Raw genomic sequence first — 26,842 nt, forward strand, 5'->3', positions numbered from 1 at the left:
GCGGTTATTAACAGGATTTTCGGGAAAGCAAAATGAAATTCAGTGAAAAGTGGTTACGCGAGTTGGTTAACCCTGCAATCAGTACGCAGGAGCTAGTTGATCAAGTCACAATGGCAGGTCTGGAAGTAGACGAAGTTGAAGCAGCAGCTAAAGATTTTACCGGTGTTATCGTAGGTGAAATTCTAACGGCTGAGCAGCACCCAAATGCAGATAAACTTCAGGTTTGCACAGTCACTAATGGTAGTGAAGTTGCACAGGTTGTATGTGGTGCACCTAACGCTCGTGCCGGTTTAAAAACAGCTTTCGCAACGGTGGACGCGGTATTACCGACTCCAGATGGCAAAGAGTTTAAGATTAAAAAAGCGAAACTACGTCAGGTAGAGTCTTTCGGCATGCTATGTGCGGAAGATGAGCTAGGTATTTCAGATGATCACGACGGTATCATGGAGCTTCCAGCGGATGCGCCTGTAGGTACTTGTATTCGTGAATACCTAAATCTAGATGATAAAGTTATCGATGTAGATCTAACGCCTAACCGTGGTGACTGTCTAAGTATTTCTGGTTTAGCACGTGAAGTGGGTGTGCTAAATAAAGCGCCAGTTACTTTTGTTGCTGACAATGCAGTTGAAGCCACTATCGATGCGACTTTCCCTGTAGAGTTAAAAGATGCAGCTGACTGCCCACGTTATGTTGGCAGAGTTATTCGTGGTATCAATCCACAAGCAGAAACACCATTATGGATGAAACAGAAGCTTGAGCGCTCTGGTGTGCGTAGCATCGATCCAGTTGTAGATGTAACGAATTATATCCTTCTAGAGCTTGGTCAGCCAATGCACGCTTTCGATCTGGATAAACTATCCGGTGGTATCGTTGTTCGCCGTGCGGAGCAGGGTGAAAAGCTAACGCTTTTAGACGGTCAAGAAGTTGAGCTTAATGCTGATACGTTGGCAATTACCGACGCTAATGGCCCAGTTGCTATAGCAGGTATCATGGGTGGCGAGCCTACCAGCGTTACTTCTGAAACACAGAATATTTTCCTAGAAAGTGCATTCTTTAACTCGATCTCGATTGCTGGCCGTGCGCGTTCTTATGGTTTGCATACAGATTCCTCTCACCGTTTTGAACGTGGTGTAGATTGGCAGTTGCAAAATCAAGCAATTAACCGCGCTACAGAGCTTCTCCTTGAGATCGTAGGCGGAGAAGCTGGTCCAGCTGTTGAAACTGTTAATCAAGATGAGTTACCAGCTGCGCGTCAGGTATTCCTACGTCATAGCAAAGTGAATGCGATGCTGGCGTTTGAAATGCCAGCTGACGAGATTGAAGAGATCTTAACGCGTCTTGGTTTGGTTGTAGAGAAGACTTCTACGGAAGGTGAGTGGCACGTTTCTGTTCCATCTTATCGCTTTGATATCGCAATTGAAGTGGATCTGATCGAAGAATTAGCGCGTGTGTACGGCTATAACAACCTACCTGTACGTACGCCAACAGCGTCTATGCCAATCAAGGCAAACGATGAAACTAAAGTAACAATCCAGAATGTTCGTCGTGCATTGATCGCACGTGGCTATCAGGAAGCGATCACTTATAGTTTTATAGAGGCTGGCCTACAAAAGCAGTTCGATGACCAATTCGAAGGTATCGCACTAGCTAACCCAATCTCTGCTGAAATGGCGGTGATGCGTACAACAATCTGGCCAGGCCTAGTAAAAGCCTTGCAGTACAACCAGAATCGTCAGCAAGCGCGTGTACGCTTATTTGAAAGCGGCCAGCGTTTCCTACCAACTTCTGGTGATGAGATCATTCAGGAAAACGTAGTTGCTGGTTTACTAGCAGGTGCGCGAGATCCTGAAGGTTGGAATGCTGGTAAAGATCAAGTCGATTTCTTTGATATCAAAGGTGATCTAGAAAGCCTGCTTTCCCTAGGTGGAGCTGAAGATGAGTTTACGTTTGTAGCTGATCGTCATGTTGCTTTGCACCCAGGTCAGACTGCGCGTATTGAACGTAATGGCGAAAAAGTTGGTTACATTGGTGCATTGCATCCTAATTTGGTTAAAGAGTTGGGTCTGAATGGTGCGGTATATCTTTTCGAGATTAACCAAGCTGCTTTGACTCAAGGCAAACTACCTCGCTACCAAGAAATTTCTAAGTTCCCAGAGTCCCGTCGTGATCTAGCACTTATTGTAGATGAGGGCGTAGCTTTCGATTCAGTTCGTCAATTGGCTGAAAAAGAAGCGGGTGAATTCGTTAAAGAAGTAACGCTTTTTGACGTTTACCAAGGCCAAGGTATTGAAAAAGGTAGAAAAAGTCTTGCTGTGGGCTTGACGTGGCAGCATCCTTCGCGCACTCTTAATGATGAAGAAATAAACAGCGCCACAAGTGCGGTTATTTCTGCACTAGCCAGTGAGTTTGGTGCCTCATTGCGAGAATAAGCAGCGAAAGGTGATTTATCATGGGCTCGTTAACAAAAGCTGAAATGGCGGAACGCCTGAACGAAGAGCTAGGATTAAATAAACGTGAAGCCAAAGAGATGGTGGAATCGTTCTTTGATGAAATCCGGGCATGTCTGGCTGCTAACGAGCAGGTAAAATTGTCCGGCTTCGGTAACTTTGACCTTCGCGATAAGCGTCAAAGACCGGGCCGGAATCCTAAAACTGGGGAAGAAGTACCTATCTCGGCTCGCCGCGTTGTAACTTTCCGCCCAGGTCAGAAACTGAAGGACCGTGTCGAAACCTATGCTGGAGACACCCCAGAGTAACGATCCCAACCCGATCCCGGGTAAACGCTATTTTACGATTGGCGAAGTTGCTAAGCTTTGTGATCTCAAGGCGCATGTATTGCGTTATTGGGAGAAAGAGTTCTCACAAATCTCGCCTGTTAAACGAAACAACCGCCGTTATTACCAACGACAGGATGTTTTGTTGATCCGTCAGATCAAAAGCTTGTTGCACGATCAAGGTTACACCCTAAGTGGTGCTAAACAGTATCTTGCGGGTGACAATAATGAAGATGATCAAAGCCAATATAAGCAGTTGCTTCGACAGACTATCTCCGAATTAGAAGATCTATTGGAATCTATTAAGCGCTAGTTTGCTCTTAGTGCTTAATTTTGCCCCTATATTAAACGCTCGTTTTACTTATATAGTTTATTTCTACTTACACTTTGGCACTGTTTCACGCCTTAGCGGTTGGCTGTGCTCTATAGCTTGATTAGCATCTAGGTTGTTAAACCAGCTAGGAAAGTAGAGATGGCGATTTTAAGAGTAGGTTTAGGTCATGACCAAGATGCTTCTGAGGCTGCAAGTCAGGCCATGGAGTCCACACCTAAACCAGACTTGGTCATCTGCTTTGTTAGTTTCTCTTTGGATGTTGAGAAAGCCTACAGTGACATTAGGTCAGTTGTAGGAGATGTTGTTCCCATTGTAGGCGGTAGCTCCTGGGGAGAAATTTCTAGCCTTAAGCAAGGGCCACAGGAGGCGAGCGTTGTTGTAATGACGCTGCAGAGCGCTTATTTCAGTGTCGGTTTGGGCGTTGGTCAAAACCTATCAAAGCAACCTGAACAAGCTGCCAAAGACGCTATTCGCGAAGCTTATTCAAACTTGCTCTCAAACCCTGCTGTCATGTCTTTGATGGCCATTGCCTTAGACAGCAAAGGGGCAAAAGAGGTCTCTAGAATAAAGCCCTGCATTAATATGGTCTTACCTGATGGCACTTCAGCGCAAGAAGAAGCTTTTTTGCGTAGTCTCATTTTAGAAACAGGCACGGTCTCCCAAGTCATTGGTGGTTCGACGGCCACGGATTTCTCAGATGCTAAAAGTTATCAAATCAGCAATGGTGTTCATCAAGACTCTGCGGTTGTTGCGAGCTTTAGCAGTGGCTTAAAAATTGGTACCGCTATGGGCCATCCTTACGTGGCAGCTAATAAAGGTGCTGTTGTTACTCAGGCTAAAGGGCGGACGGTGCAGATGCTCAATGGTAAGCCAGCAACAGAGGTGCTTCAAAAGCTGTTAGGTGGGGAAGAATTGACGCCAGAGCTGTTTATTCAAAACCCTTTTGGTATTAAATCCTCTGATGTTTTTGCAGAGTACACAATCAAAAGCGCTCAACAGGTTCATGATGACGGTGGCGTGAGCTTTTATGCAGAAATTCCCAAAGGTGCGTTTCTGCGTGAAATGAAAACGGATGCTGATATTGCGAGGGAGCGTTTCAAGGAAACGTTACAGAAGGCGATTATCGATGCCGGTAGCCCGAAGAAGATAGGCGCAGTAATTATTTTTAACTGTATTTTACGTCACCTGTTGAAAGCGCGCTTAGATGTGGATGATGTCTGCTTGGTTAAGGAAGTATGTGGTGAAGACGTGCCTGTCATAGGTTTCAATACATTTGGCGAACAGGGAGCAACTCAGGGCGGTTCAATCGGTCACTATAACCAGACGGCAACAATCATGGTGATAGGTGAAGAGGTTATCACTCAATAAGCGGAAAATATCTTTCCAGATTCAGAGTGTTCAGTTAAGATAACCGCCACTTGAAAGTGTTCATTTTCAAGCTCTTAGTCGGGATGTAGCGCAGCTTGGTAGCGCACCTGCATGGGGTGCAGGGGGTCGTAGGTTCAAATCCTATCATCCCGACCATTTCTTAATAATCCTATGATTTCTCTAAGCTAACTCTCTATGAGGTATTGGTGTTTGATGTTGTATGCCTCAAACTGAACGTTTACGGCATCCTGTCGGCGCTGAACCAATCAATCTTGTCGTGCCTTGTCCATTTGATTCTGTATTGATCCATTTGAAGCGCGCTAAGATAGGGTGATGAGTAAGCTGATGTCATTACTTTAAAAGACAATTTAAAAAATCATTTGTGTGAATTTCTATATGGGCAATCGCTATAGCAAAGAAAGTTTAAGCGAAATCGAACGCGTGACTTTAGGGCATTATGAATCGAATGCAGTGTCTTATTGGCAAGGTACTCGTGATCATGATGTTAGTCAGAATATTGATGCTTTATTAGGTGCATTACCGCAACGAAAAGGTCTGGATATTTTAGATTTGGGTTGCGGGCCAGGCCGCGATCTTCTTTCTTTTAAAGCCTTAGGTCATTTTCCTACCGGGCTCGATGGAAGTAAGACTTTCTGTGAGATGGCCCGATTACATAGTGGTTGCCCTGTGCTGAATCAGTCGTTTTGTCATCTCGATTTAGGGGAAGAGTGCTTTGATGGAATTTTTGCTAATGCTTCTATGTTCCACGTCCCCAGTCAGATGCTCGGTGAGGTTTTGTCTAAATGCTATATTGCGTTGAAACCAAATGGGATTTTATTTACTTCAAATCCTAGAGGGGCGGCGGAAGGGTGGAATGGTGAGCGTTATGGTCACTATATGGAGTTAGAGGTGACTGCTCAATATCTAGAGGATGCAGGTTTTCGTATTCTTGATCATTATTATCGCCCAGCAGGTTTACCTCGTGAGCAACAGCCTTGGTTGGCAATTGTCAGTCAGCGTTGAGGTTGCCGGTCTTTGTTAATTCTTTTCTTTATTTGAGAGCCTTGTTTTAAAGAGCTGAACGATGACCAATGTAGAATCCATTAAGCAGTCAAATGAGTAGAGTCTTTTCGTTATAGCATCGGTTTCTCAGGCTCAGTAGGTGATGGATTTGCTAATCCTGTTCTATTCCATGATTGCCATTGAAGACCTTCTTTGCGTTTTAGTCGCTTTAAGCTTCTGATGAGTGCTTGGAACTCGACCGCATCGACGACATACCAGATTAGCCAAGCGATGGGAGCGTAATAGAGCATCCGCACATGGAAACGTGGCTGGGAGTCATACGAAGTCTGGAAACTAACAAGCGCCGAGATTAGTAAGATGCAAAGACTTAGGGTGATATAGTCACCAGTGTAAACAATGTAGGTGAAAAATAGGGTTAGCAAGGGAAGCTCTAGTAGTAATAGAAACTCTGCATAAAGCGCTGTTGGCAAAAGTAACCAGGACAGATAATAGTTATTGGTTTTCGAACTATTAAAAAACAGTTCACGATGTTTGATAAAGGTTTGAAAACGCCCATACTTCCAGCGCAAACGCTGATTGCAGAGGCTCTTTAGATCCGAAGGGCCCTCCGTATAAATGATGGCGTCAGGTGCGTAACGGCAGTGATAACCCATGCCTAGTATACGGGTAGATATTTCAATGTCTTCAGTAATTACATTGTGATCAAATCCACCTGCCTCAATAAGTACGGATCGGCGATACGCTGCAGCGGCTCCGCCAATAATGTAAACCGCATTAAAAACAGAATCAGCTCTTTTCATAAAGAAGCCGCAAAGATATTCGAGTTGTTGGATAATCCCGAGCCCTGCATGGCCATTACCGATGGCTACGTTGCCAGCAACAGCAGCTACCTTATCGGATGAAAATTTCTTTACCATGTTCCGAATAGCCTTGGGGTGCATTAGGCTGTCAGCGTCGATAGTGAGTACGATCTCTCCTTTCGCATACTGTAGTGCATGATTAAGCGCTTTGGCTTTGCCCCCGTTCTCTAGTGCAAAGTAGCGTAGTTTTATTGGATTGTTGGGGTTGTACTGTGTAATAAATTCACTAAGGAACTGGTCGGTTTTATCAGTTGATCCATCATTGATGACGATCACTTCATAGTTGTTATAGTCGGCAGCTAACGCAGATCGTAGGGTGTTTATAATACCAACCTCTTCATTCCATGCTGGAATTAATACACTCACAGAGGGTTCTTGGCCTAAAACGGGTTTGTCTCGAAAGAAATCAATGACTCCTGAGAGGGGGGCTGCGATCAGTTGGATCAAGAATTTTATGATAATTGGGATAAGTACAAGCGTTAATACTAAGCGGTAGTTAGCTAAAAACTCAGTTTCATGGCTGGTCTGTGTATAGGCAAGGCATAGAATAAAGCCGGTTATGCTGTACGCGATGACTGTATTGATAATCGATCGAGAGGAAATTCGGCCTTTCTGCAACATGCTAATGTCTCGACCCCTGAAGGGCGTGTTAAAGATTTGGCGCGGATTATGCGCCTAGTTGCTCAGCTAATAAAGCAATTCCCATAGATCCTTAGTCTTAGTTCTTAAGAATTATTTTCTAATCTTTGCTAAAGAGTAAATGTAGATTGAAGCAGTGCTCTCGGAGGCAGGGTGCAGGCCTTACTTTAAGCTAAGGCCTGCCCGTTGTGTGCTTTTATAACGTTACAGCTGCAAACCAACCAAAGGCTAGTAGAGGTAAGTTATAGTGCAAGAATGTTGGTACAACCGTATCCCAGATATGATTGTGTTGCCCATCGACGTTTAAGCCTGATGTTGGGCCTAGGGTCGAGTCAGACGCAGGGGAGCCTGCATCACCTAAAGCTGCTGCTGTGCCGACTAGAGCAACGATAGCTAAAGGGCTAAAGCCTAACTGAATAGCTAATGGTACGTAGATAGCTGCAATAATTGGGATTGTTGAAAACGATGAGCCTATACCCATAGTAATTAGCAAACCCACCAATAACATCAAGAAGGCCGCTATTGGTTTATTTTGGCCAATAACGTCTACTGAACTCGTCACTAGTGCAGCGATATCGCCGGTTTCCTTAAGCACCTCTGCAAAACCTGATGCGGCAATCATGATAAAGCCAATGGTTGCCATCATTTTCATACCATCGGTCAATACGCCGTCAGATTCTTTCCAACGGATCACTCCAGTAACGGTAAATAGGATAAAGCCAAGCATAGCCCCGATGATCATGGAGTTGGTAACTAGCTGTGTTACGAAGGCTACACCGATTGCTAACAGAGCAACGATAATGCTCTTAGAATTGAAGTCATTAACGTTGTTTTCTACTGCATTAATCTTAGACTGATCATATCGGCGTTTCCCGCGATAACTGATGAAAACTGCGATCAATAGTCCACACAACATCCCTGCAGCAGGTATGCTCATCGCTTGAATCACTGAAATACCTGTTGTATCGAGTCCGCCTTGACCAATATGTTTAAGTAGAATTTCGTTGAGGAATATTCCTCCAAACCCTACCGGTAGAAGCATATAAGGGGTTACTAGGCCAAAGGTCAGTACGCAGGCAATTAAACGTCGATCCAATTTCAGTTTGCTCATCGCTAGAAGCAAAGGCGGTATTAATAGTGGGATGAATGCAATGTGGATTGGGATTAAGTTTTGTGACGAAATGGCTACCGCTAAGATGATTAGGAGTAGTAGCGTTTTGATCTTGTTGACGCGTGCTGGCGTAGGGTCTTGGCCAATCACTGTTATTGCTTTATTCGCTAACAAGTGTGGCAGGCCTGATTGTGCAATTGCGACTGCAAAGCCACCAAGCAATGCATAGCTTAAGGCAACGCTTGCACCGCCGCCAATCCCAGCATTAAAAGCATTGATTGTAGCATCTAGACTCAATCCTCCTGACAAGCCGCCGACAAGTGCGCCAATCAAAAGAGCAATAACAACATGGGTTCTAAAAAGGCTCAGCACCAACATGGTTAGCACTGCAATAATCACTGCGTTCATAGTTAAGCCTAGGGCTCCACATTTTAAAAAAAGGGCGCACCATGGGGGAAGAGCGTAGGGGAGTCAATATGTAAAATTCAAAACAGGTTTAGCGGCTAAAATTACTTTTTTCTCGCGCTATTAGCCTAGTTTTTTTACGAAATTCAGGGCGAAATACTACAGATAAAAGGGATTGGTAATGGGTAGTTGAAATATAGAGTTGAGGTCACGGCAATATAAAAGTGGCCTGTTATTTATCTGCCGTAACCTCCAACTAGATCGACTAGAAACGGAAAGTGTAAGCTGCTTTTACTTCAGGGCTGTTGCTGCGATCAACAATAGGGCTATCCTCTACCTCACTGCCCCAACCATTAACGCCGATACCCATCTGGATAGTTTGCTGCTTATCCACTACATAAAAAGCATCCACACCTGCTCGGTAGCTCATACTGCTATCTGCTTTGTACACAGCTCGTTGTGCGGTTGCTTCGTTCGACTTTACGCCGTAGTAATAATTGTTCAGGTCATCACTTCGCCAGTTTAGTTCTAAAGAGGGTTTTACCATCCACTTGGCATTAAGCTGATAAGGTTTGGCCCAGCCAACAGATAATTCATGCCCTTCGTGGGTATCAGAGATATCTGTCACAAAAGAGGCTGACAATATGCCGTAGTGTGTATCGAACGATGCACTGATACCTGCTTCGAGTGCGCCATCACGCTCTTCCATGCTATTAAGCATATAGGAATCGTCTGCTTCATAGCCTTCGAAACGGTATTGGCCTAATAGATTGAATTGGAATTTACTATTACCGTAAAGAGTATATTGAGCTTTGTTTCCCATTAACAAAAAGTTACCTTTCTGTGCGTATAAGCTAGGGAATGCAGTAGTTTCAGTACCTACACCTTTATATGCACTCTCATAACTTGTAACGCCTGCTCCGATACCAAAGATCCATTCCTCATCCGCTGCTGCGTTAAAGCTTAATAAAATACCTGTGACTATCGCTATTTGTGATTTCAATTTGCCTATCTCCTATAAAGGATATTCCTGAGCCAGTTTTGAGTTACTCGGTCAAGGAGAAGGGGGAGTCCCTTTAAAAGAGTTAACCTGTACTAACTTGAGGTTAAGGATGACAGTCTTAGGCTGACTCCAAAATTAGGGATTACAGATAGGCGAGTAGGTGTTTATCTATATTGCGAAAACAAAAAACTCCTCTTAAAGAGGAGTTTTTAGGTATCAGCTATTCAAATTTTCTTAGCCGTAAGCGAATGCCGGTAGCCAAGTTACCAACTGAGGCCAGAAGACGAGCATTACCAATGCAGCCAACTGCAGGAGGATGAACGGAATTACACCTCGGTAAATTTGAGTGAGTTTTACCTCTGGCGGACAAACACCTTTTAAATAGAACAGTGCAAACCCTACCGGTGGGGTGAGGAATGATGTTTGTAAAGCCATCGCAACGAGCATTACAAACCAGACTAATTCTGGGTTATCCACAACTCCGTAGCCATTGATATCTAATCCTAAAGCTGAAATTACTGGCGCTAATAGAGGCAGAATAATCAGCGTGATTTCTATCCAATCTAGGAAGAACCCCAGTAGGAAGATAATCAACAGAATAAACGCGACTATGCCGTAATCCCCAAATGGTAAGCCGGTTAGGAAGCTTTCGATCAGCTCATCACCACCCAATTCACGTAAGACTAGTGCGAAACAAGTTGCTCCGATAAAGATGGCAAAGATATAAGCAGTAGTGTTGTAAGTGCCGTGTAAAACTTCCTTCAGTACTTTGAAGTTATATTTGCGATTGTATATTGCAAGCAGCGTAGCACCGAAGGCACCTACACCTGAGGCCTCTGTCGGCGTTGCTATACCTGCGAATATGGAACCCAAAACAACAAAGATAAGTAGTACTGTTGGGGTGATCGCTTTTAATACCTTGATTACTGTATTCATAGTAACAGGCTGGACGTCCTGAGGAACTGGGGCCGCTTCAGGTTTAATAAAGCCTGTGATCAGGATATAGGCGATATATAAACCGCCCAAAATTAGACCTGGGAATACCGCACCCATAAACAGATCGCCTACAGACAAACCTAATTGGTCGGCCATGATTACCAGCATAATACTTGGGGGTATTAAAATACCTAAAGTACCAGCACTGGCGATTGTGCCCAACGCAAGCGGTAGTGAGTAACCTTGTTTTTGCATCGACGGTAATGACATCATCGCTAGCAATACGACGGACGCACCTATAATGCCAGTGGATGCCGCAAGGATAATACCGATTACTGTTACAGTGATAGCCAAGCCGCCGCGGACTTTGCCGAACAGTTCCTGAAGGGATTCCATCAACTGCTCTGCTACACCGGATTTGTCTAGCATATTGCCCATAAAAATGAACATCGGCAGGGCGACCAGAATCCAGTTATCCATGATCTTAAACAGGCGGTTAACCACAAGCCCTAAGGTGGTGAAATCTAGTCCAGTTAAAGTGCCTAAGTAGATATCAGATAGGTAGCCGACTAGGGCAAAAATAACGCCAATACCACCCAGCACGTAGGCAACGGGGATACCGGTAAAAAGTAGTGCGATGAATGATAGGAACATCGCAATGACAAGAATCTCATTGATTTCCATCAGTGCTTACCTCGTAACAAAAAGCAGATATCTCGAATGAAGCGTGACACACAAGCTAGGAATAAAAGGCCAAAACTGGCAGGTATGACTGCTTTAATGAGCCAGCGGTATGGAAGCCCTGAAGGAGCGTCGGAATGCTCATTGATGACCCATGCGGAATGAACAAATTCGAGACTGTGGAAAAATACGACGGCAATAAAAGGGAAGACCAGAAATAGCATGCCCAAAATTTCGACCCATGCCTTGGTGCGCAATCGGAATTTTCCGTAGAGAAGATCAACGCGGATATGGGCGTTATTGACTTGCGCATAAGCTAAACCAAACATAACGCCGACAGCATAGAGATGCCATTGAAGCTCTTCTAAAGCGATTAAACCACTAGCAAAACCTTTACGCAGAACCACCTGGGTGATGATCACCAGCACTAATACGACATATACCGATGCGATAAGCATCCCAGTCCTACGTATGAACAGATCGATTGCATCAGCAAATGCAACCTGCTCTTGATGAGAGGAAGACAGATTATTCACGGGACCCACCCTTGGAAATTCTGAAAAGAAAAGAGGTGTTCAGAACGGTCGAATAACCGTTCTGAACGGGTATTACATAGACTTGACTCGGTGTGAATCAGGCTATTTGATGCTTAGTCTTGAGGCTTAGTACGTGGAAGGTAAGCCAAAGACTCCCATAAATCGTAACCACCGCGGAACTGACTCATGTCATCCCATACTTTTTTGAAGAAAGCGTTTTCACTTTGCTCTGCTACTACTTCATCCCAAGAGGATTTGAAGGCTGTTAACATAGTGTCGTTCCAGTAACGTAGTTCAACGCCTTTTTCTGCGGACTGCGCTAACACTTCAAACTGACTTGCTTCACCCTCTGCTAGCGACTCAGTGATAGAGGCTTTACAGGTTGTTTCAATAATTTCTTGTTGCGTCGGAGAAAGCTTATTCCAAGTGTCTTTGTTGATAAGCAGCTCATGCAGCGTTGCTTGCTGATGCCAGCCTGGGAAGTAGTTGTATTTTACAATTTTGTGGAAGCCTAGGCGTTGATCGATCTGTGGTAGGGAAAACTCGGTGGCATCGATCGCGCCTTTTTCTAGTGCGCCAAAGATCTCACCACCAGGTAGCTGTACCGTACCTACGCCCATTTTTTCCATGACTTTAGCGCCCAGACCAAAGAAACGCATATTGATGCCTTTAAGATCTTCTGGTTTCTCGATCGGTTTAGAGAACCAGCCAGAGGTTTCTGGTGGATTAATTGCGCAAGGAATATTGTGTACGTTATAGCCATGAGAATCGTACATTTCCTGCCATAACTTACGGCCATTGCCGTAGTACAACCAAGCTAGGTATTCACCTGCTTCAGGGCCGAAAGGAACGGCTGAAAACAATGCGGATGCTGGGATCTTACCCTGCCAATAGCCAGCCGTTGCATAGCCTGAATTAATCTTACCTGTAGATACGGCATCAAGGATTTCTGGTGGAGCAACAAGTTTACCTGGCTCATACACCTTCATCTTGATATTGCCACCACTAATCTTATTCAGGCGCTCTGCTACTTCAACAATAGGCGAGCCTAATGCTGGCAGGTTGGTCGCAAAAGCAATCGGTGTTTTCAATAGTACTCTGCCTTCTGCTAATACTGTGGAAGACATTGATACAGTAGCTGCAACAATCGCTGTACTCAGAATGGTTTTTCTCATGGTTTTCATAAGTAACTCCAGTTTCTATTTTTATAGTAGTAATGCGGATATCGACTTAATCGCATGGGGTTCTTGAGGTAATGCTTAGTTCAAAATTGTTGCTCCGGGATAAGGAGCTTCGCCGGTCAATTCGGCTTCAATTCGAAGAAGACGGTTGTATTTCGCGACACGATCAGAACGACACAAAGACCCGGTTTTTATCTGGCCCGCAGCAGTGCCAACGGCTAAATCTGCAATGGTGGTGTCTTCGGTTTCACCTGAACGGTGAGAAATTACGACGCTATAACCCGCGGCTTTGGCCAAGCGAATAGCATCCAGTGTTTCAGATAGAGTGCCGATCTGGTTAAATTTGATCAGTATTGAGTTAGCAACCTTCTGTTCTATTCCCTGTTGTAGAATTTTGCTGTTGGTTACAAACAGATCATCGCCGACCAATTGGACTTTATCGCCTAGCTTTTGCGTAAGTTCTGACCAGCCCTGCCAGTCGGATTCGTCCATGCCATCTTCGATCGAGCGAATTGGGTATTTAGCAGCCAGTTCAGCTAGATAGTTGCTGAATTCACTGGCACTAAACTGCTTGTTTTCACCACTTAGTTGATAGAGGTTATCTTGGTAAAATTCGGAAGCAGCGCAATCTAACGCCAGACTAATATCAGTACCTAGTTGATACCCGGCCTGTTCAACTGCTTGCTTAATAATGATTAATGCCTGTTCATTGTTGCCTAAATCTGGAGCAAAGCCGCCTTCATCACCTACCGCAGTGTTTAAGCCTTGCTGTTGTAGTACTGTTTTCAAACTATGGAAAACTTCTGTGCCACAGCGCAACGCTTCAGAAAAACTGTTGAAATTCAGTGGCTGTACCATAAATTCCTGAATATCCACATTATTGTCGGCATGCTCACCGCCGTTAAGAATATTCATCATTGGTACCGGCATTAGGTATTCACCGGGAGTGCCATTAATTTCTGCAATGTAGGCATACAGAGGTATTTGCTTTTCGATAGCAGCCGCTTTAGCGACAGCTAAAGATACCGCTAAGGTTGCATTGGCACCCAGATTAGCTTTGTTTTCAGTACCGTCGAGTTTTATCAAGCATTGGTCTAGCTGTTGTTGGTCTAAACAATCCATGCCTTGTAGGGCTTGGTTGATGGATCCGTTTACATTGGCAACCGCTGTTAAAACGCCTTTTCCTTGATAGCGTTTTTTATCGCCATCCCGTAGCTCTAAAGCTTCTCGGGAACCAGTAGACGCACCTGAAGGGGCGCAAGCGGTAGCGGAAACGCCTGAGTCTAGAATGACATCCGCTTCAACCGTTGGATTACCACGTGAGTCTAGGACTTCGCGACCGATGATCTGTTTAATCTTGCTCATGACTTTTACCTTCGGCTTCATTCGCAGGGGGATGCGGTATCTCTAGCAATTCTTGCTGCTCGGACACTTCTATTCGAAAGTCAAAATCTCTCGGCCAAGCAGCGGGTTCGTAGGTATTAGTTGGTTCCATGGCATCTCCTCCTGTTATGTTTCTTATTTGATATCACTGCCAACACGAACAATTTTTAGCGTGTTGGTACCACCGTGAACATTGAGGTAATCCCCTTTGCTGATCATGACCAAATCACCTTCGGTGACGATTTTTGCGTCGATTAAGCTGTTTACTGCAGACTGATTAATCTGTTCGTGAGATATGGAAGAGGCATCGAAAAATAGAGGTACGACACCACGAAATATGGCTGCTCGATGCAAGGCTTCTTGATTAGGGCTTAAGGCAAAAATCGGTAAGCCTGAACGGATGCGAGACATTAGTAACGGAGTGGCACCGGTCTCGGTCATCGCAATAATCGCTTTAACCCCAGATAGGTGGTTGGCGGCATACATTGCGGCCAGGCCGATGGTTTCATCAATATTTGAGAATGATTGATGTATTCGGTGACCAGAGGTTCTTGTTTGAGGTTGAGTTTCCGCGCCCTCTATTACACGCACCATGGCTTCAACAGTTTCGATCGGATAATCACCAGCAGCCGTTTCAGCTGATAGCATGACTGCATCGGTGCCATCCAGAACTGCGTTGGCGACATCAAAAACTTCGGCACGGGTTGGCATCGGGTTCGTGATCATCGATTCCATCATCTGGGTTGCCGTTATCACTACACGGTTTAATTGTCGTGCCCGTTGGATTATCTGCTTTTGCACACCGATTAGTTCGGCATCCCCAATTTCGACCCCTAAGTCTCCGCGCGCGACCATTACGCCATCAGAGGCTTCGATAATTTGATCAAGTACTTCTGGATTGCTGACAGTTTCAGCGCGTTCAATCTTTGCTATTAAACCGGCACTACTACCTGTCGGAGTGAGCAGGGCGCGTGCTTCCTGCATATCGGCGGCATCGCGAGGGAACGAAACGGCTAGGTAATCCACACCGATCTCTGCGGCAGCTAAAATATCTGCTTTATCCTTATCTGTTAGCGCGGCTGCTGATAATCCGCCGCCTTGGCGATTTATACCCTTGTTATTCGATAGGTAGCCACCAAGAACAACGGTGCAATGGATTTCAGGGGCGTTGATATGTTCAACACGCATAGTTAGGCGGCCATCATCTAGGAGTAGCATGTCACCGGCTTGGCAGTCTTCAACTAAGCCTTTGTAATCAAGCCCGACTTGATCTTGGTTGCCAGCGTCTGTATCCAACTCTGCATTAAGGGTAAAAGCCTGACCTGCTTTGAGTAGGACTTTGCCATCAACAAAGCGGGATATGCGGATTTTTGGACCTTGAAGGTCGCCTAATATTGCAACGTAGCGGTTAGCCGATTTGGCTGCTTCACGTACACGTTGTGCACGAATTTTATGGTCAGACACAGTTCCGTGGGAGAAATTCAGGCGGACAACATCGACACCTGATTGAATCAGCTGACTGATTACCGCAGGGGAATCAGAGGCTGGGCCAAGAGTGGCAACGATTTTTGTTCTTCTCATGATCTGTGTTCCTGTAGCCTTTTAGGTATGAACACATTATCGGATGATGAGAAAGGACCTGCCTCGGCAGGTGTACAAAATTAATAGCTAATTCAGATCTGTTTTTTGTGCATTTGTACAAAAGTGAGTTGTGAGTAAAGATGGCCGTATTTTGAGTAAAAAAAAGCCGGTCTGAGTATCAGACCGGCAAGAGTACAGCAAAGCGCTGTAAGAGGTCAGGGCCACAGAGCGGTCCTGAGGATGTGATTCTTTAAATGTTACTGTGATTAAATGCCCAGATCGTTGCGATATTTTTGGCACAATTTTGTAGATTGATTTCTGCTTGTTGTAGTGCTTCTGGTAAAGAGACGATGCCAGGTACAACACTAAATATGGCATCAATGCCACAGGCTTTCAGAGGGGCTTGTTCTGGAGTAATGGAGCCAGCTAGCGCTATGACAGGGCAGTTAAAATGCTTAGCTCGCTTTGCAACACCAATAGGCGTTTTGCCGCGTAAGCTTTGGCTATCAATGCTGCCTTCACCTGTAATTACCAAATCAGCAGCTTTCAAGTGTTGGTCTATTTGTACAGCGTTTAAGACGATTTCAATTCCGCTTTTAAGTTGAGTATTAAACAGAGCACATAATGCTGCACCTATGCCTCCTGCAGCCCCAGTTCCAGGGACTTGGGTTACATCAGTGCCGCTAACGCGCGTTAGAAATTGTGCAAAATGTTTTAGGTTTTGATCTAGACGGGATACCTGTTCTTTACTGGCACCTTTCTGTGGGCCAAAGGTGCTTGAGGCTCCTTCTGGTCCAAGTAGAGGGTTATCAACATCGCAGGCTACTTCAAATTGAACATGTTTTAAGCGTGGATCTAGTTGGCTGATATCCAGATCCGCTAGTTTATGTAAGGAGCCACCACCGGGGGCTAAAGGATGGCCCGCAGCATCTAGAAGCTTTGCACCAAGGGCCCGTAGGATTCCAGCGCCACCGTCATTGGTCGCGCTACCACCTAAACCAAAAATGATCCGAGTAACCCCTTTATCTAAAGCTGCGCGAATTAATTCGCCAGTGCCGTAGCTGGAGGTAATCATCGGATTGCGCTGATTCATTGGAATCAGGTCTAGGCCTGAAGCTGCAGCTGTTTCAATGACAGCTGTTTCACCATCGCCTAGAACTCCCCAAGTGGCAGTAACTGTTTGTCCAAGTGGATCTTGTACTTGAGTGTGATGGAAAGAGCCGCGTGTGGAAGAAATCAAGGCGGCAGTTGTCCCTTCGCCACCATCTGCTACCGGAAGTTGAATATATTCGGCCTGCGGAAGAATGTGACTAAAGCCCTGTTTAATGGCTTCAGCTACCTGCTGTGCGGAAAGACTCTCTTTAAAAGAGTCTGGAGCAATAACTATTTTCATAACAATCCTTAAGCAATGCAGGGTGACAGCAAAGTGCTACAACCAGTAATGATTTAAGGATTATTATCCGAAGTTGTGGAGATGACGGCTTCGTACAAAAAAACAAATTAAAAAGGCTTAGTGGTTTTGTTTTTGTCAGATTGCACAATTTAGGGTGATATTAGTTATTCCGGCTTGTTGTCCCATTCGCTTAATCGGGTAGCGATGTATAAACGAAAGAGATCTTGAAGGTTTTTAAGATCGATATCTAAGATATCATTAATTTTCTCAAGCCTGTAGCGCAGAGTGTTGCGATGAACATGCAGACTTTCAGCTGTGAGTGAAAAGTCTGTGTTATTAGCGAAATAGACTTGCAGAGTTTTTTGCAAACTGCCATTACTGTCTTTTTTAACCAGCTTTTCATAGTCCGCTAATAATTGAGGGCCGCTCCAGCTTTCTAATGAGTCTTTCAGAACCAAATCCAACAGCATCTCTCTGGCTGAAAATAGTTGTTGTTTAGGATGGCTCAGCTTGCCGACTTCAAGGGTTTTGAGTGCGCTTTGATAGGATTCAGCTAGACCTTCTATACCTTCAAAATACTGTCCCAGACTGATGTGGAAGTTAATATCAGTTTGCTTGGCGAGTTGCAGACGATATTTCTCTTGGTGTTCTTGGCTTTTTTGATAATCCCAATGTTCATTGCGTAAGAGTATTTTTTGCAAAATAACAATTTGAGTTGGGCTTGATATAGCGAGTAATGTGTCTGGATCACGTTTTTCTAGTAGACGTAAAATCCCTTGCATGGTTGAGAGGGAGATATCTTTTTGTGTTTCAGCAGATCTAAGATCAACGATCATTGCAACACGAGGGATGTTTAGATCTATTTTCATTCGTTCAACACGATCGTTGAACAATGTATCGTTCTGCCAACCTCCCTCAATCAAGCGCACGATAACACTTTCCTGAAGGCGTCGGTCCCAGCGTACCTGCGCAGCGAGCATTGCTTGTTCTAAAACAAGTTCAGCTGTCATTACAACAAGGTCGGCGTATTTACGCACTTCGTTGGGATTACCGGTAATCCCAACAACTCCGATAATCTGACCATCATTAGTGATAGGTATATTGATACCGCCCTGTACACCGGTTAAGGATTCAGCTTGGTCGCAATCAAAATCGATCTCCGCTTTAGCATTTAAAACTTGCAGGGCGCCTTCGTGGAGTTGATCAATCCGATCTGGATCACCAGAACCAACGATGATTGCTTGGTGGTTCATTACATTGACGTTATGACCGATGATTTTCATCGAGCGATCTACGATTTTTTGGGCAATTTGGTGATCAATATACATAGTTTTCTGTAACAGCTTTTTGGGGCAGCTTAATACAGAGCGAGTGAATACGCCAAGAATGGTTACGAAGTATCAGACAGAGTTTCGATGTTATCGGTAGCTAAAATAAGCATGTTTGATCGGGTATTTAGTAAGGCTTTGGCACTTCATGATATGAAGGGAAGGCCCACGTTTATGTAGGCCTCAGAAGGGGGGAGCTAGAAATTAAATTTCTTACCTGAATCTTTTTCTTGCTCTTTGGCGATGCGTTTCTCTTCGTTTGCTTGATCAATATCTTCAGCAAGCCGAGTTAAATGTGTACGAATCTCGTAGAGTTGACGATCAAGTTCTTGATTTCGGTTTAAATTTTGAAGCTTACTAAAACAGCTACGGTAGTGATGGACAACTACTTCAGGTCCTTGTCGTTCTTCAGTTTCTATTGCACTCATGAGGTCAATATCAACCTCAATTCTGCCGTAGATTCGTTTAGCTTCAAGGGTGAGTTGATCGGCAGTATTACCATTGAGTTCACCCTTGTTTTTAATTTCACTAATAAACTGAGCAAATTCTTTAATTACCCCAAGCGCTCTAGCTGCTTCATTGGGGTTAGCGAAAAGAGTCATGGATCCAGAAGGGTGGCTGACAGGATCTTGAGCCGTGCCGACCATCGCTTGAAAAGCGGCTTGCTGTTGTCGGTTGGACTCTGAACCATCAAGTTCGACCACAGCGTTCCAGCGGACTTCTAGATATTTAACCAATAAAGCACGAATTTCGCTGGTAAGAAGAATAGGGGGGAAGGCTTCAAAAAGGTGAGAGGCACGGCGTATGGCAGTTTTCAGAGTAATAAGTCTAAGGCTTCGCTCTCTCTTCTTGTTTTCAATATCTTGAACAGCAAATCCAATACCTGCCATAACGGCGACACCGAGAAGAATTAAAAGTCCAATATAGGTCGGGCTCATAAATGTAGGTCCTGACTGCCAGTGAAAAAGCGATTTCTCAAAAGTCTTAATAGTTAAGAGATTGTATAACGCTATATCTATATAAGTAAGTTTACACTATCAAAAAATGTGTCTGATTTTATAGATAAAAAAAATCAAAAAAGTGCTTGTAATCGGAAAAGGGTATATATACTATATGCACCGCTTTCAGAGCTTATCTGGAACTACAGCGTCCCATTCGTCTAGTGGTCTAGGACACCGCCCTTTCACGGCGGTAACAGGGGTTCGAACCCCCTATGGGACGCCATTTTCTTTCTAACTTCTTGGTTGAAAAGAATATGCGGGAATAGCTCAGTGGTAGAGCACAACCTTGCCAAGGTTGGGGTCGCGAGTTCGAACCTCGTTTCCCGCTCCAAAATGCGGCCAGCTTATTGCTGGTTTTTTTATGCCTGAAATTCTCCTTCTCTTGATTGTTTATTCCCTCTGTTAAGTTTTCTGTTTAGCTGTTTCGGCTTTCTATTTAATTGTTCTTGTTGTTTGCTTTAATGTTTTGGACGCGAAATGAGCAGTTGCAGTTATATTGAGTTTTTCTAATGTGCTAGTCCTATCAATAACACCTTTCTAACCAATAGGTTAGGGCTGTTTTTGTGCGATTTTTGAGCGTTGTTTTAATTATTTTTTCAATAATAAAAAAACTGCAATTTTTTCTTAAAATTAGGGTTGACCCACCAGAATCAGTTCTTTAATATACGCGCCTCCTCACAAGGGAACGCCCTTTGAGGAATAGCAGCGTCCCATTCGTCTAGTGGTCTAGGACACCGCCCTTTCACGGCGGTAACAGGGGTTCGAACCCCCTATGGGACGCCATTTTCTTTATGATTTTTAATCAAAAAGAATAAGCGGGAATAGCTCAGTGGTAGAGCACAACCTTGCCAAGGTTGGGGTCGCGAGTTCGAACCTCGTTTCCCGCTCCAACTCTTCGGAGTTTACAATTTGTTGCGTCCCATTCGTCTAGTGGTCTAGGACACCGCCCTTTCACGGCGGTAACAGGGGTTCGAACCCCCTATGGGACGCCATTTCTCTTGCTGATTTTCAATCAGAGAGATTATGCGGGAATAGCTCAGTGGTAGAGCACAACCTTGCCAAGGTTGGGGTCGCGAGTTCGAACCTCGTTTCCCGCTCCAACTCTTCGGAGTTTACAATTTGTTGCGTCCCATTCGTCTAGTGGTCTAGGACACCGCCCTTTCACGGCGGTAACAGGGGTTCGAACCCCCTATGGGACGCCATTCCTCCTTTATGCTTATTTTTTCCTCAGTTACTGGGCAGTGAGTGTGTGTTTAGTCTAAACTAAGCGAATATTCGGCCAAACAAGGTACTTATGCCGTTTGGGTATAATGCTAGGCTGTTTCACATAGGATGTGGTTGGCTTCATTGTATGATCAGAATTCTGGTTTTATTACTGCTGTTGTTGCTGCCTAAGACAGCTTTGTCTGAGGTGATAGTCAATTCAGAGGTGTCTCTGGAAAGTCTGTCTAAGCAATATTTGCTTTCAATCTTCTCAATGCGTACACGAACATGGCCAGATGGTATGCCAGTGCGTGTCTTTATTCTTCCGCCTTACCAAGATAAACATCAGCTTTTTGTTAAGCAGTCTTTGGGTATATTCCCTTATCAGCTATCAAATATTTGGGATCGATCAGTTTTTTCTGGTGCTGGGCAGTCACCGATTACGGTTAATTCCGAAGCTGAAATGCTTCAACGAGTGTCCCAAACCAAAGGGGCAATAGGCTATGTGATGACATCGATCCAAGGAGGGCTGAATGTTAAAGTCATTACAATTAAATAGGTTGCTGTTGATTATAATGGCCTCCTTATCTTTATCAGTGCAAGGAGCACCTGATATAGAATTCAATGGGTTTATCACCCAAGGGTATACCCATACCAGTGACAATAGCTTTTATGGGGATAGTGAGTCAGGAAGCTGGGATTTTCGTGAAATTGCTGGAAATGCGTCTTGGCGTTTAAGCGATCGCTTGTTACTAACAGGGCAGTTAATGTCTCGTAGAGCAGGTGACGTCGATGACGGAGATCTAACGGTCGATTATGGCTTGCTCGATTACCGAATCTATGAAGGTGAACGAGGTTCTTTTGGAATAGGTGTCGGTCGAATTAAAAACCCATTTGGTTTTTACAATAAAACCCGAGATGTTGCCTTTACTCGCCCATCTGCCGTTTTGCCGCAATCTTTGTATTTTGATAAAGCGCGAAACTTAGAATTGTCTTCGGATGGTTTTAGATTATACGGTCGCTACCTGTTTGATCATGGCACTTTAGAGTCTGAACTGGTTATGGGTGAACCGCGTAAAGATCTAAACGTGGAATATGCTTACCTGAATAATGACTGGGATGGTTCCTTTAGTGACAGTACAGGGTATTTATGGCGAACTGAATATAGCTTAAGTGACTATAGCTTTGTTGTTGCAGCGACCATTGGTGGCTTTAAATTAGATTTTGACGGTCCGGATATGCCAGATCTGCTCTCGGGAGCTCCAGGGGATGGCCGTGTCGAGATTGATGTGACTGCGTTATCTATGCAGTACAACTGGCAAAAATGGAGTCTGACCGGCGAATATTTCCAACAGGATATCACTTGGGGTAGCTTGGGCGGCGCTTATGCATTAATTCCTGAAAATACGACCGAGTCCTTTTATCTGCAGCTTGATCACCGTTTAAGTTCGGATGTAACGTTATTTTTACGTCGTGACATGCTTTATTTAGATAAAGATGACCGTGATGGTAAAAGAACAGCTGCACTTCTAGGGAAACCAGCACATACTCAATTTGCCTTTGATTGGACATTAGGTGTGGGTTGGAAACCAAGTAAAAATTGGTTATTGCGCGCTGAGTGGCATCATGTCGAAGGTACTGGTTGGTTAGCGGCTCAAGAAAACCCGGATGATCAGGAGAAGGTTGAGGATTGGGATATGCTTACTCTACAGGCGACCTATAGGTTTTAATCTCTATGTCGATTGAGAGCTCAACTGAAAGGTCTTTTTTAAGTCTGCGCTGGAAGGTTTTTCTTAACCTTGTTTTGGTGCTGGCTGTCTTGCACTTAGCGTATAGCTATTACTCATATGTGCAACTGACCAAAAAGACCACTCAAGAACAGTTTGAGGCGTCAGAACGCGATCTTTTTGTATTGGAAGGTTTGGTCTCTTCGTCTTATGATCGTCTCCTAGAGATGGGGCAGATGATCCCTATCGTTGTCGATTCTAGCGGTGCTTCTGCTGGATCTTATATTGAATCTATTGAACGCTATTTTCCAGGCCTTTTAATGAATGGGGCTATGGATGCTGTTTATCTATATGATCAATATGGCCAAGCACTCCATAAACAGGGAATTACAGTTAAGTTGCCTTTCTCTGTGATCTCTCAAGTTTTATCTAAAGAAACACCATACAATTACTTTTATTGTTTCAAGGAATGTTTGCGCTACGTCGCTATGCCTGTGCGTCTCGAAAATGACAATGTGGGCGTTATGGTGGTTGGGCGAGAAATGCGTGATGTCATCCTGGATTTTAAAAAACAAAGCGGCAGGGGTATTGGGTTGGCTGTGCAGCCAAAAAACCAAGTAAAAGCGGCTCGTTTATGGAAGCTGGACCTCAAATACCTTACTGAAAAGTCTGACAATGTAATTTTGCTCAATAAGTTGGTAAGTGAAAAGAGTATTCCGCCTAAGGGTGGTGTATTTGAAGTTGAACATGGTGAGAAAAGGTATCAGATCATTCTTCAACCGCCTCTTGGTGCTGAGCCAGGTGCTGCATACTGGATCTTAATCGATGATCATACTCAAAATTATCGAAAAGCTCAGGCGGAGCTTTTTCAGCAGCTATTGGTCTCTGGCTTAGGTTTATTCTTAGCGGCATTATTTCAGTTGGCAATGATTCGTTCGCCGCTGAATATGATTACCGAGATATCCGTACTCTTACCTTTATTGGCAGGCAGTGCATTTGCTGAAATGAGACAGCGCCTTGGTGCTATTCAGCGTAAAGCTATCTATGAAGATGAATTAGACCTTTTAAAAGATAGTACATTGGAATTGGCCAATCAGTTAGAGCGGCTTGAGACATCTTTACTCGAAAGGGCGCAAAACCTTACAGAGCGCTCAGTTCAGTTGGAGGCAGAAAGGGATTTTGTTACTAGTCTGCTTGATACAGCTGAAACGATAATTCTAACTTTGGATAATAGTGGCAATATCGTCACCCTAAATAGATTTGGGCAGGAAGTGCTTGGGCTTTCAGCTTCAGAAGCGAGACTGATGCATTTTCTTGATCTAAATCATGACCCGAAACAACACGATCAGCATCAGTTGTTGTTGGATAGTTTGATCACTCGTAAAGACTCTAAAGTTCAGATTGAATCTTCAATCAGGTCGAGTACTGGGCAGATGCTGCAAATATCTTGGTTGCACTCCGTTCTGAATATTCCAGGTGCTGATGCGCAGATACTCTCTATAGGTTTGGATTTCACTGAACGTCTCCATGCTGAAAAGCGTCTTATTTGGATGGCAAACCACGATCCATTGACGGCGCTCCCTAATCGTTTGTACTTTAACGAAAAAGTAGAACAGGCTATTCGTCATTGTGAAGCTGATGACACTATAGTTGCTGTGCTTTTCTGCGATTTAGATTCTTTTAAAGATGTTAATGATTCACTGGGTCATCCTGTTGGGGACGAGTTGTTACAGCAAACCGCTGAACGTATTCAAACAGTGATTGCTAATGATGGTATTTTGGCGCGCCTCGGTAGTGATGAATTTACTATTCTGCTGGAAGGGCGAAATTCTGTTCGTGAGGTAGAGCTGGTAGCTCAGCACATTCTAAGAGCATTTAGGCAGTCTTTCTTTATCGATGGTTATGAAATCTTTAGTACGGTCAGTATTGGCATCTCACTTTTTCCTGAGCATGGGCGGGATGTTATTAGTCTGATACAGCATGCTGATGTGGCAATGTTTGATGCTAAAGAAAGTGGCAAAAACCAATTGCGTTTTTACCATGATGAGCAGGGCAGTCAACGCTATGAGCGTTTCTCTCTGGTGAATGACCTTCGTCGTGCGCTTGAGAAGGATGAGTTTAGAATATTCTATCAACCGCAAATCGATGCGCGTGATGGCAGTGTAATGGGGGTTGAAGCCCTGTTGCGTTGGCAGCATGAAGAGGCGGGTATGATTTCTCCGGCTAAATTTATCCCGCTTGCTGAAGAGCAGGGGCTTATCGTTCCTATTGGTGAGTGGGTATTAGAAGAAGCGTGTCGAAATGGTAAAGATTGGCACGATCAAGGAATGGATATCCGTATCGGTGTGAACATTGCTGGTCAGCAAATAATGCATGAGAGCCTGCTTCCTACGGTGAGACGGGTTATGCGTGAAACGAATATTTCGCCTGACCTGCTGGATTTAGAAGTAACCGAAAACTTCTTGCTTAGACAGCCAGAGATTACTATCCCAAAACTGCATAAATTCCGTGAAATGGGGCTTTCTCTGTCGATGGATGATTTTGGTACAGGCTTTTCATCGCTAAGTTATCTGAAGAAACTGCCGCTGAATACCTTAAAAATAGATCAAAGCTTTGTGCGTGATATTGGCACTAACCCTGAAGGCGAAGCCATTGTTAAGGCGATTATTGTATTGGCCCAGAGTTTGGGTTTGGAGGCTTTGGCAGAAGGTGTTGAGACCAGTGAGCAATTATCTTATTTGCGACAACATGGTTGTCATCTAATTCAGGGTTACTATTTTAGTCGACCTTTGCCTGCTGAAGAGCTGCCTGATTTTGTTATGAATCAGGCAGTTGAGATCTCATTCGAATAGGCATTACATGGCTGATTGAAACTAATTAGTTTTGGCCAAATAAACCCGCACGCTTATTGATGTAATCAAACTCTTGATCATTTTCTTCGGCTTCAAAGCGCATTTCATCAAGCTGTTGGAATTTCTGGATCTCATCATCCGTCATATTGTGAAGATTATTACCGCCAAAGAACCAAAGAAGGTCACGAGCAATAAGGTGCGCTAGCTCTGGATAACGACGGAAAGCTTTATCGATGAAATCAGCACCTTGCTCGTAAACGCCGGTTTCTTGCGATTCGAAATTCTCAATCAGCTGCTGAAATTCCTCGATAAAGTCCAAATCATCTTGAGTTGGTGTTTCTGATTTAAATGGATCTCGATTAATAAAGTTATTGTAAGCAATTTTTAAGAAATTCAGGTGATGAATTTGGTAAGATGTCATTTTGCTCTCCAGATAATGGACAGGGTTATTTTATAAGCTCAGGCTCATTGCAGCCAGCCTTACACCTGACTTAATCCTGTATTTGCACAGTTTGCTGAAATCTTACGAAGAGAGATTCAATTCGCTTAGGTTTTAAGTCGATTTGGATAATTACCTGCTTATATTTTTGGAAAGATAAATGACGTTAGCGCTCTCTATAAAAAACCTGCGTAAAGTCTATGGAAATGGCTTTGAGGCATTAAAGGATATCTCCTTTGATGTTCAACAAGGGGATTTCTTCGCCTTACTCGGCCCTAATGGTGCTGGTAAATCGACTACCTTGGGTATTGTCTCTTCCTTGGTGAATAAAACCTCCGGCAGCGTATCGATCTTCGGGGTGGATTTAGATAAGGACTTAACTCAAGCCAAAAAATATCTGGGTGTTGTGCCGCAAGAATTTAATTTCAACATGTTTGAAAACGTGCGGGATATTTTAATTACTCAGGCGGGATATTACGGTATTAACCGTAAAGCAGCTGGAGAGAGAGCAGATTATTACCTAAAACAACTAGGTTTATGGGATAAGCGTAACGGTGCTGCTCGCATGCTATCCGGTGGTATGAAGCGTCGTTTAATGATTGCACGAGCATTGATGCATGATCCAAAGCTTTTGATTCTGGATGAGCCAACAGCTGGTGTCGATATCGAATTAAGACGCTCCATGTGGGAGTTCCTACAAGAGATCAATGCGGCGGGAACCACAATTATTCTGACGACACACTACTTAGAAGAAGCGGAAAGTCTTTGTCGCAATATTGCGATTATCGATCAGGGCAATATCGTTAAAAACACCAGTATGCGAGCTCTGTTACAGCAGCTGAATACTGAAACTTTCCTACTTGATCTCGATTCGAGCTTAGAAGCTGCACCAGTGGTCTCGGGTTATCCAATCAGATTGCAAGGAGACCATCTGTTAGAAGTGGATGTAGAAAAGCATCAGGGCTTGAATACGCTCTTTGTTGAGCTGCAAAAGCAGGGTGTGAATGTGAGTAGTATGCGTAACAAATCCAATCGATTGGAAGAGTTGTTTGTTGCGTTGGTAGATAAAAGTTTGGATTAGGATT

At 44.2% G+C, this 26,842-nt stretch carries 22 protein-coding genes and 8 tRNA genes; 17 read left to right on the forward strand and 13 right to left on the reverse strand.

Annotated elements, in window-relative coordinates; all coding sequences use genetic code 11:
- Nucleotides 1-32: 32 nt before the first annotated feature.
- The 6 genes from pheT (at nt 33) to ACMXYU_RS04960 (ending at nt 5,498) form a co-directional block, all read left to right on the forward strand.
- Complete coding sequence (pheT, locus tag ACMXYU_RS04935; RefSeq protein ID WP_415900474.1) at nt 33-2,429, forward strand: phenylalanine--tRNA ligase subunit beta; 2,397 nt, start codon at nt 33-35, stop codon at nt 2,427-2,429.
- Between the two features lie 20 nt (nt 2,430-2,449).
- Nucleotides 2,450-2,755, forward strand: coding sequence for an integration host factor subunit alpha (gene ihfA / locus ACMXYU_RS04940; protein ID WP_415881841.1), 306 nt, complete (start codon nt 2,450-2,452; stop codon nt 2,753-2,755).
- The gene (locus ACMXYU_RS04945) at nt 2,733-3,086 is read left to right on the forward strand and encodes a MerR family transcriptional regulator (RefSeq protein ID WP_415881840.1); all 354 of its coding nucleotides are present in this window, start codon (nt 2,733-2,735) and stop codon (nt 3,084-3,086) included. The genes ihfA and ACMXYU_RS04945 overlap by 23 nt, the downstream gene beginning before the upstream one ends.
- Before the next feature lie 159 nt (nt 3,087-3,245).
- Nucleotides 3,246-4,475, forward strand: coding sequence for an FIST signal transduction protein (locus tag ACMXYU_RS04950; protein ID WP_415900475.1), 1,230 nt, complete (start codon nt 3,246-3,248; stop codon nt 4,473-4,475).
- 79 nt (nt 4,476-4,554) lie between these two features.
- A tRNA-Pro gene (locus tag ACMXYU_RS04955) sits at nt 4,555-4,631 on the forward strand.
- Nucleotides 4,632-4,871: 240 nt separating this feature from the next.
- The gene (locus ACMXYU_RS04960; RefSeq protein ID WP_415900476.1) at nt 4,872-5,498 is read left to right on the forward strand and encodes a class I SAM-dependent methyltransferase; all 627 of its coding nucleotides are present in this window, start codon (nt 4,872-4,874) and stop codon (nt 5,496-5,498) included.
- A gap of 110 nt (nt 5,499-5,608) precedes the next feature.
- On the opposite strand, the gene ACMXYU_RS04965 is transcribed toward ACMXYU_RS04960, so the two are convergent.
- From ACMXYU_RS04965 to ACMXYU_RS05020, 12 genes are all read right to left on the reverse strand, one after another.
- On the reverse strand, nt 5,609-6,979 hold the full coding sequence (locus tag ACMXYU_RS04965; RefSeq protein WP_415900477.1) for a glycosyltransferase: 1,371 nt from the start codon (nt 6,977-6,979) through the stop codon (nt 5,609-5,611).
- Between the two features lie 214 nt (nt 6,980-7,193).
- Complete coding sequence (locus tag ACMXYU_RS04970) at nt 7,194-8,516, reverse strand: Na+/H+ antiporter family protein (protein WP_415900478.1); 1,323 nt, start codon at nt 8,514-8,516, stop codon at nt 7,194-7,196.
- Between the two features lie 262 nt (nt 8,517-8,778).
- The gene (locus tag ACMXYU_RS04975; protein ID WP_415900480.1) at nt 8,779-9,516 is read right to left on the reverse strand and encodes a MipA/OmpV family protein; all 738 of its coding nucleotides are present in this window, start codon (nt 9,514-9,516) and stop codon (nt 8,779-8,781) included.
- A 234-nt stretch (nt 9,517-9,750) separates the two neighbouring features.
- Complete coding sequence (locus ACMXYU_RS04980) at nt 9,751-11,136, reverse strand: TRAP transporter large permease (protein ID WP_415900481.1); 1,386 nt, start codon at nt 11,134-11,136, stop codon at nt 9,751-9,753.
- Entirely contained in the window at nt 11,136-11,669 is a 534-nt protein-coding gene (locus ACMXYU_RS04985) for a TRAP transporter small permease subunit (protein WP_415900482.1), read from the reverse strand. The genes ACMXYU_RS04980 and ACMXYU_RS04985 overlap by 1 nt, the downstream gene beginning before the upstream one ends.
- A 113-nt stretch (nt 11,670-11,782) precedes the next feature.
- Nucleotides 11,783-12,853: a TRAP transporter substrate-binding protein gene (locus tag ACMXYU_RS04990; protein ID WP_415900483.1), complete on the reverse strand. Its 1,071-nt coding sequence runs from the start codon at nt 12,851-12,853 to the stop codon at nt 11,783-11,785.
- Between the two features lie 75 nt (nt 12,854-12,928).
- A complete protein-coding gene (gene eno / locus ACMXYU_RS04995) occupies nt 12,929-14,215 on the reverse strand; it encodes a phosphopyruvate hydratase (RefSeq protein WP_415900484.1) in 1,287 nt (428 codons plus the stop codon).
- Entirely contained in the window at nt 14,202-14,345 is a 144-nt protein-coding gene (locus ACMXYU_RS05000; RefSeq protein ID WP_415892103.1) for a hypothetical protein, read from the reverse strand. Before ACMXYU_RS05000 ends, eno begins: the two co-directional genes overlap by 14 nt.
- A gap of 23 nt (nt 14,346-14,368) precedes the next feature.
- Nucleotides 14,369-15,814 (reverse strand): pyruvate kinase, encoded by a 1,446-nt coding sequence (pyk, locus tag ACMXYU_RS05005; RefSeq protein ID WP_415900485.1) that lies wholly within the window; start codon nt 15,812-15,814, stop codon nt 14,369-14,371.
- Between the two features lie 250 nt (nt 15,815-16,064).
- Nucleotides 16,065-17,207, reverse strand: coding sequence for a glycerate kinase (locus ACMXYU_RS05010; RefSeq protein ID WP_415881828.1), 1,143 nt, complete (start codon nt 17,205-17,207; stop codon nt 16,065-16,067).
- A gap of 164 nt (nt 17,208-17,371) precedes the next feature.
- The gene (locus ACMXYU_RS05015) at nt 17,372-18,535 is read right to left on the reverse strand and encodes a sugar diacid recognition domain-containing protein (RefSeq protein ID WP_415900486.1); all 1,164 of its coding nucleotides are present in this window, start codon (nt 18,533-18,535) and stop codon (nt 17,372-17,374) included.
- Nucleotides 18,536-18,732: 197 nt separating this feature from the next.
- A complete protein-coding gene (locus tag ACMXYU_RS05020) occupies nt 18,733-19,473 on the reverse strand; it encodes a hypothetical protein (RefSeq protein ID WP_415900487.1) in 741 nt (246 codons plus the stop codon).
- A 210-nt stretch (nt 19,474-19,683) separates the two neighbouring features.
- On the opposite strand from ACMXYU_RS05020, the gene ACMXYU_RS05025 reads away from it, so the two are divergent.
- From ACMXYU_RS05025 to ACMXYU_RS05070, 10 genes are all read left to right on the forward strand, one after another.
- Nucleotides 19,684-19,759 (forward strand) — tRNA-Glu (locus ACMXYU_RS05025).
- 33 nt (nt 19,760-19,792) lie between these two features.
- Nucleotides 19,793-19,867, forward strand: a tRNA-Gly gene (locus ACMXYU_RS05030).
- Nucleotides 19,868-20,243: 376 nt separating this feature from the next.
- Nucleotides 20,244-20,319 (forward strand) — tRNA-Glu (locus ACMXYU_RS05035).
- Between the two features lie 32 nt (nt 20,320-20,351).
- Nucleotides 20,352-20,426, forward strand: a tRNA-Gly gene (locus ACMXYU_RS05040).
- Nucleotides 20,427-20,452: 26 nt separating this feature from the next.
- Nucleotides 20,453-20,528 (forward strand) — tRNA-Glu (locus tag ACMXYU_RS05045).
- A 33-nt stretch (nt 20,529-20,561) separates the two neighbouring features.
- A tRNA-Gly gene (locus tag ACMXYU_RS05050) sits at nt 20,562-20,636 on the forward strand.
- Nucleotides 20,637-20,662: 26 nt separating this feature from the next.
- Nucleotides 20,663-20,738: transfer RNA gene (locus tag ACMXYU_RS05055), tRNA-Glu, on the forward strand.
- A 149-nt stretch (nt 20,739-20,887) separates the two neighbouring features.
- Complete coding sequence (locus ACMXYU_RS05060; RefSeq protein ID WP_415900488.1) at nt 20,888-21,298, forward strand: hypothetical protein; 411 nt, start codon at nt 20,888-20,890, stop codon at nt 21,296-21,298.
- Nucleotides 21,273-22,469 carry a hypothetical protein gene (locus ACMXYU_RS05065; RefSeq protein WP_415900489.1) on the forward strand — a complete coding sequence of 399 codons (1,197 nt, stop codon included), beginning with the start codon at nt 21,273-21,275 and terminating at the stop codon, nt 22,467-22,469. The genes ACMXYU_RS05060 and ACMXYU_RS05065 overlap by 26 nt, the downstream gene beginning before the upstream one ends.
- A 5-nt stretch (nt 22,470-22,474) precedes the next feature.
- Nucleotides 22,475-25,318, forward strand: coding sequence for an EAL domain-containing protein (locus ACMXYU_RS05070; RefSeq protein ID WP_415900490.1), 2,844 nt, complete (start codon nt 22,475-22,477; stop codon nt 25,316-25,318).
- A gap of 25 nt (nt 25,319-25,343) precedes the next feature.
- Here ACMXYU_RS05070 and ACMXYU_RS05075 read toward each other — a convergent pair whose 3' ends face one another.
- Nucleotides 25,344-25,739, reverse strand: coding sequence for a PA2817 family protein (locus ACMXYU_RS05075; protein ID WP_415900491.1), 396 nt, complete (start codon nt 25,737-25,739; stop codon nt 25,344-25,346).
- A gap of 178 nt (nt 25,740-25,917) precedes the next feature.
- Here ACMXYU_RS05075 and ACMXYU_RS05080 point away from each other — a divergent pair, with 178 nt between their 5' ends.
- A complete protein-coding gene (locus tag ACMXYU_RS05080) occupies nt 25,918-26,838 on the forward strand; it encodes an ABC transporter ATP-binding protein (protein WP_415900492.1) in 921 nt (306 codons plus the stop codon).
- Nucleotides 26,839-26,842 lie beyond the last annotated feature (4 nt).

It is taken from the genome of Neptuniibacter sp. QD48_11, from assembly GCF_047778095.1.
Classification (GTDB): domain Bacteria; phylum Pseudomonadota; class Gammaproteobacteria; order Pseudomonadales; family Balneatricaceae; genus Neptuniibacter.